Genomic DNA, 5,832 nt, shown 5'->3' on the forward strand with positions numbered 1-5,832 from the left:
ACGACCAGTATGAGCAATCGGCACGCGAGGTCGCCGAGGCGGCCGCGCAAAGCGCGCTCACCGACGCCAGCACCCATCTGAAGGCCGCCGGCCAGGTTCTCCATCTCTTTGTCGACGACTCAATCCCGCGCAACGCGTCGTTCGCCAGCGTCAGAAAAAAGGCCTTCGCACTGCTCCCACCCGAACGTTTCGAGCCGGTCTCCAGCTACATGCGCAACGTCGCGTTCGACAAGGTCGGCTTCGAATGGTCGCACTACACCGCGTTGTCGCCCACCATCAAACGCAATCTCCGGCATCTGTTTGCCGGCATCGAGTTCGCCGGCCGCGTCGAAGACGCGCCGTTGCTGGGGGCCGTTGCCTTTCTGCAGGAACTGTTACGCAATGGCAAATCGCCCCGGCAGAGCAAGCCGTCTGCGTTTCCCACTGCGTTCATTCCAAAGAACCTGCAACCGCACCTGTATCGCACGGAGGCCGGGAAAAAGAAACAGCTCGACGTCGATCGCTACGAATTTCTCGTCTATCGCCTGCTGCGTAACGCGCTCGAGGCGGGCGATGTGTTCAGCAACGACAGCACCGAGTTCCGCCGCTTCGAGGACGATCTGATCAGGTTTTGTCGCGCTAAGGGGTAGGAGTAAAATCGAAGTTGATATTTGCCCGAAGTGAAGCGTGAGATGACGAAGTCGACTGCGAGACAAGCCCTGCCTGCTGGCGTAGCGAAGGTACTCAAGCGCCTGCACTATCCTCTGGACGTGATACTTCTGTGCGTGCGGTGGTATGTGGCCTACTCGCTGAGCTTGCGAAATCTCGAGGAAATGATGGCCGAACGGGGTTTCGAGGTCGACCATTCGAGCGTGCATCGCTGGGTGATCAAACTCGTACCGTTGTTCGAGAAGGCCTTTCGCAAGCACAAACGTCCGGTCGGCAAGAGCTGGAGGATGGATGAAACCTACGTCAAGGTGGGCGGCCAGTGGAAGTACTTGTATCGCGCGGTGGACAAGGCCGGCAATACGGTCGATTTCCTGTTGCGGGCGCATCGCGACAAGGCGGCAGCACGCCGTTACTTCGAGAAAGCCATTGATCGGAACGGGACGCCCGAGACCGTGACCATGGATAAAAGCGGGGCGAATCTGGCCGCCCTCCAGGCCATCAACGCCGAGCGGGAAACGCCCATCAAGGTCCGGCAGGTCAAGTATCTGAACAACATCGTAGAGCAGGATCATCGGGCGATCAAACGCCGAACCAGGCCCATGATGGGCTTCAAGGATTTCCGGTGTGCCCGCATCATCCTGTCAGGCATTGAGACCATGCATATGATCAGGAAAGGCCAGATGAAGGACAACGGCGTCCCCCAAACCGCTGCCGCCCAGTTCTATTCGTTGGTGGCGTAAGGACTCCTTGTCATCGCGGAATTTTCTTGCCTTGCCGCCATTATCGCGACACAACCTTCGTCTACAAGCTGATTACGGCGGGCAGCGTCGAGGAAAAAATCGTTGCGATGCAGGAGCAGAAAGCAGCGCTCGCCGACGCCATCCTGTCCGAGGATGCTGCGGTCGCCGTCAAGTTCTCCGCCGAGGACCTTGAGGCGCTGTTCGAACCTATTTCGTTCACGACGCCCATCTCACCGGTAGCGAAGCTGCCGCCTCGCGCCATGACCGGCACGTAGGACGGGGCATTTCCGTGCGTTCGTCGGAAAGCGCTCTGCGCCACCCGGCCATTCCTGCGGCTAGATGCCGCTGGAATCCATGCCTGGAAAGGGTTTGGAGGGGATTTTCTGTTTTCGGGGGATGGGCAAAAATGGCCAAGGTGCTGCTGTGCCTTGCGAATCCCGCATCCAACGGCGGACCGAAGGGCGTCTCGGAATGCGTGCCGCCGATCACCCAGCTGTATGACGATCTGGATCACGGTCGACCGTTCCCGTCGTGCGATCTCGCTGACGGCAACGATGGTAGCGCTCACGCGAATCCGGTCTCCGACCCGTATGATCCGTGCCCCGATCCACTCAAGCCGGCCGCGACGGGGCTCTATGTCGTGGAGGGCCAGAAGAAGCCCGGCAAATCACCTGTCTGGTCAGCCGGTGGCAGCGGATACGTCCTCGCCGGAACACCGCAGGCGTCAGGCACCTCGGGCATGCGGGCCTGTGTCGGTTCACCGGTCGGCTCGTACACGATCGGCTCATACATGAACGACGACCTGCAGACCGTCAACGTCTTCGATCGAATCCAGTGGCAGAAGGCGCAGAACCCGCGCGCGATCGATGTCTACATCGACAACACGTTCCAGCAGCGCGTGCGTTGGTAATTTCTCGACTATAAGGACAACCAGAATGAAGAAACGAATCCTTTACGCCGCCGCATATGCTGCGCTCTCCATCAGTACCGCGCATGCGCAGGGAATTCCGGGTGTTGGCGATCCATCCCAGCCTGGATCAGGCTGTGCACACGGTGCAGCAGGCTCAGGCGCAGATCGATGCGCAACAGAAGCCAGCACCAACGGTCGATGCAAATACCCAACTGCTGATGGCGATTCACGTGACGCAGATCCAGCAATTGCAGACGTTGCAGGCCATTCAGGCTGGCCTGGCAGAGCAGGCACATCCCGCTCAGTAAGTACCTCACGCCGGCCACTCTGTGGCCGGCCTTTCTACTGACAAACATGCGCAAACGAACAATTCATGTCGAAGCAACCCCTGGCGGCAGTGTCACCCCGTCTTCGGAAGCGGTGGTGTTTATCGACGCGGCATCCAGAGTCGTGCTTGCCGCGCTGACTGGCGGAAAACGCGAATTCTCACTGATGCCGTACCGGCATTGTGGTGTCGAATACCTTGGATTCGATTGGTGGGACAACGCCGGTAACGAGGTTCACTTCACGTTCCTCGCATGGACTCCGACAAGATCGCCGCCCGCGACTCGGGCGGTGACGACGTGGAAGTAAGCGACCTGACAGATGCGCTGCTGCTCGTTCGACTGATAACCGATCGCGTAACCCGGTGTGCCGCAGAAAATTGAGGTGAGGAAATCGCAATGGTTGGGTGTGAAACTATTCACGAGAAGGTGACGCGCGCGGTGTGCGCTGCATCCGAAGAAGAGTGTGCTGTTCTGCTGGACATTCCGATCGATGAAATGCCGACGCGAACCGTCATGTTCGACGTTGAATCGCTCGGGTTGGCTCCGTCGAATGGTGTCGAGGCCGCACGATTGAATTCGGGTAAGGTCGTGTACGGCTACGGCGTTGGCATGCAAAAGTGGTTTCTGCAAGGAAAAGGGACAATATGCATTCCTAATATGGATATGGCCTGCGCGCTCGTGTCGAGGCGCAGTTCTCGCGCATTGGTGACACGGTAGCCCGGCTTCTCGCGCCTGCGCACCTCGCCGCTCTGCAGTTTCGTCTTGTCCGCCATGGGGAGCCCGTCGTTCTTCACGACACCCCTTTTACTCCCACGCCTTCCCTTGCGCCATCAGACGTGTCCTGGTCACGCCGGGTCTTCCGAACAAAGCCTTACTACACTACATGCGGATCGGGCTCATTCGACTTCGACATAAGAGTAATTTCCGCCTCCAGCTGTTCTTTGAACGCCGTAAACTTCGTATTCTGAATCAGGCCGACGTTTTTGCCATGATACGCAATCACCAAATCAGTCCCGCCATCCTTATTAATGTTCTCTGTAATGCTCAGCACTTTACCCTCGACCCTGGTGAAAATGATGGGACCATCTGTCGGTAGCTGGTTGCTAAGCCCTATTATGGCCGCTTCGACCGCCGCTCTTTTCTGATCCATCTTGGACGATTTGGCAAGGGCATAAATTCCGAATGTTATAATCGAGAGAAGCAAGTCCCTCGCTCCGCCCACATTACCGTAACTTGCCCCATCCTTGACCATGTTTGACTTCATCTCCGAAGTCGCAGAATACTCACCAACGAAAGCTCGTCTTATCGTATTGGATGTTACTATTGACATCATTGTTCTCCCTGCATTCAACTTCAATATCGAACCGCCAAGGCAATCTGATTGCCCGAATGGGCGCGAGTAGGACAGCGCGCGCATCTGCATGCTGATCTTGCTCGCGCTAACGCGCACTCGCGAATCTGCGGAAAATTTCGCAAATTTTCGTGAGGTACGTCCAGGAAACGAAAGAACCGTTGGACGCTACCGGGCGCTTACCCTGCCGAACAAAGCCGTACCCCGGCTTTTCCACCAACGGCGCAAACCTCGCGCTCAGCGCTTGACCCCACCAGATAGAACGCTCTCGTGAGGGAACCCGGACCCTTCCGAACAGAGCCCAGATTACCGGGACAATTCAATGCCGTACTTGGCAAAAATTTCCCCGGTAGAATTTTTAAAATCGTCAGAAGTTACTGCTTCGGTCCACTCTCGACAAACACCAAACGTCGAATCCACCCGCGTGTAAGGAGGGGATGGATAAGTAGTCACGTACCTAACGTAATCATCATAAGACATCGATACTTGCGCCCATGGATCAATCGCAATCCGATACACCTGACCCTCGACCGCAAAATTTGCTACACAAAAACCGTGATCCCCGTTTGTCTTTGTAATGTATATTTCAACATGTATCTCGACGTCGTTCAGTCCACGCGCAGACAGAAATTTCTCGGCACTCAATTGCACAAGGGCGGCGGCCGTGAATGCCATCTCGAGGCAATTTCCACATGAATACTTGAATGAATCAGCCACGGACAATACTGCGGTTTCGACCCTAGAAGCATGATTGCGATTACTACGCAGAGAATTCACCACTTTGCCATAGGTCGTAGTCTGTGGTGTTCTACCATGGGTCGCATAATTTCGCGTGTTCGACTTGAGAATAACGTCGTTAACGATCGTTGAACAATGTCCACCTAAGCTGATAGCCATGGCCCGTCTGGCTCGCACCACCTCCTCCGGTTCGGCAGTCCAACCGTCATATCCAATCCTGGCGATATCCATTTCCAGATGACGTTTGAACTGGCTAAGAGTCAACCCTTCAATTGTTTTTATGTGGTTATTATTAAATAATACACAAAGCGAGGATGACCCATTTTCAAGATCGCGTTGCTCGATTCGCAGAATATTCCCGTCAACTTCTACGCTAACATTCTCGTCGGGAAATTTATTCAGTTTCGAATGAACGTCTATCAGAGCCTGCTCAATCGCCGCCTTTTTCTTCTCCAGAAGATCCGTCTTGATGAAACAGTAGATTCCGAATGTCAACAACGACAAGAGCAAATCCTTGATATCTCCAACACCACCGGAGTTCATGCCCCGCGCGACGAATTCTGAAGATGCGATGTCTTCGCTATCATTTTTCTTGGGATAATTTTCGAAAATTCTCGAAAACGTATTTCGCGTAATCAGATTCCCTGACATAAGCTCGACTGTTGAATAGTTCGTCAAATCCGACAAATACTGAAGAGCCCGAGCGCACGCTCCGCGTGCCTTCGTATCAAGTTCCGGCATTCGAGCATGGAGCCTAATCCTCACTATGCCGATTGCATCAAATGCTAGCGTCGAACTCAGCGAGATACATTTCAATGTCGTTGCGGACTTTCACGGAATGGCGGACAGTGAAGAGAGCGTTCTATTTGGTGGGTGGCCCCGAGTTATTGTCGAAATTGGTGTACGCGGGCGCGGTGGAAATTTGAGAAGGCGGTGGCGGTTAGCTGGGAATGTTGCTTGTCCAAGGCCCAACCAGCGAACCGGCGGGAGCCGGCACCGACCACCATGAAGAAGATTACAGACAACTCGTTGCGAGTTTTTCACGGACACCGAATTACCGCTACCGCTACGCAGAATCGTCGGCACCTGGTGCGATTATTCAGATCTGTGCAGCCCATC

General features: G+C 55.1%; 6 protein-coding genes and 2 pseudogenes. 5 read left to right on the forward strand and 3 right to left on the reverse strand.

The annotated features are described in order from the left end of the window. From P0D80_RS48260 to P0D80_RS48280, 5 genes and pseudogenes are all read left to right on the forward strand, one after another. A pseudogene (locus tag P0D80_RS48260) lies at positions 1 to 617 on the forward strand (Tn3 family transposase); the annotation flags it as partial. Positions 618 to 671: 54 nt separating this feature from the next. Next, a complete protein-coding gene (locus P0D80_RS48265; protein ID WP_408295373.1) occupies positions 672 to 1,388 on the forward strand; it encodes an IS6 family transposase in 717 nt (238 codons plus the stop codon). 56 nt (positions 1,389 to 1,444) lie between these two features. After that, positions 1,445 to 1,663: pseudogene (locus P0D80_RS48270) on the forward strand (hypothetical protein); the annotation flags it as partial. 131 nt (positions 1,664 to 1,794) lie between these two features. After that, positions 1,795 to 2,298 (forward strand): hypothetical protein, encoded by a 504-nt coding sequence (locus P0D80_RS48275; protein ID WP_408295359.1) that lies wholly within the window; start codon positions 1,795 to 1,797, stop codon positions 2,296 to 2,298. Positions 2,299 to 2,381: 83 nt separating this feature from the next. Continuing rightward, on the forward strand, positions 2,382 to 2,606 hold the full coding sequence (locus tag P0D80_RS48280) for a hypothetical protein (RefSeq protein WP_408295362.1): 225 nt from the start codon (positions 2,382 to 2,384) through the stop codon (positions 2,604 to 2,606). Between the two features lie 252 nt (positions 2,607 to 2,858). On the opposite strand, the gene P0D80_RS48285 is transcribed toward P0D80_RS48280, so the two are convergent. From P0D80_RS48285 to P0D80_RS48295, 3 genes are all read right to left on the reverse strand, one after another. Next, positions 2,859 to 3,239: a hypothetical protein gene (locus P0D80_RS48285; RefSeq protein ID WP_408295365.1), complete on the reverse strand. Its 381-nt coding sequence runs from the start codon at positions 3,237 to 3,239 to the stop codon at positions 2,859 to 2,861. Positions 3,240 to 3,498: 259 nt separating this feature from the next. Beyond that, the gene (locus tag P0D80_RS48290) at positions 3,499 to 3,888 is read right to left on the reverse strand and encodes a hypothetical protein (RefSeq protein WP_408295368.1); all 390 of its coding nucleotides are present in this window, start codon (positions 3,886 to 3,888) and stop codon (positions 3,499 to 3,501) included. A gap of 393 nt (positions 3,889 to 4,281) precedes the next feature. Beyond that, positions 4,282 to 5,454: a hypothetical protein gene (locus tag P0D80_RS48295; RefSeq protein WP_408295371.1), complete on the reverse strand. Its 1,173-nt coding sequence runs from the start codon at positions 5,452 to 5,454 to the stop codon at positions 4,282 to 4,284. Between the last annotated feature and the right edge of the window lie 378 nt (positions 5,455 to 5,832).

Source organism: Paraburkholderia sp. RL17-373-BIF-A (genome assembly GCF_046030175.1).
Classification (GTDB): Bacteria; Pseudomonadota; Gammaproteobacteria; order Burkholderiales; family Burkholderiaceae; genus Paraburkholderia.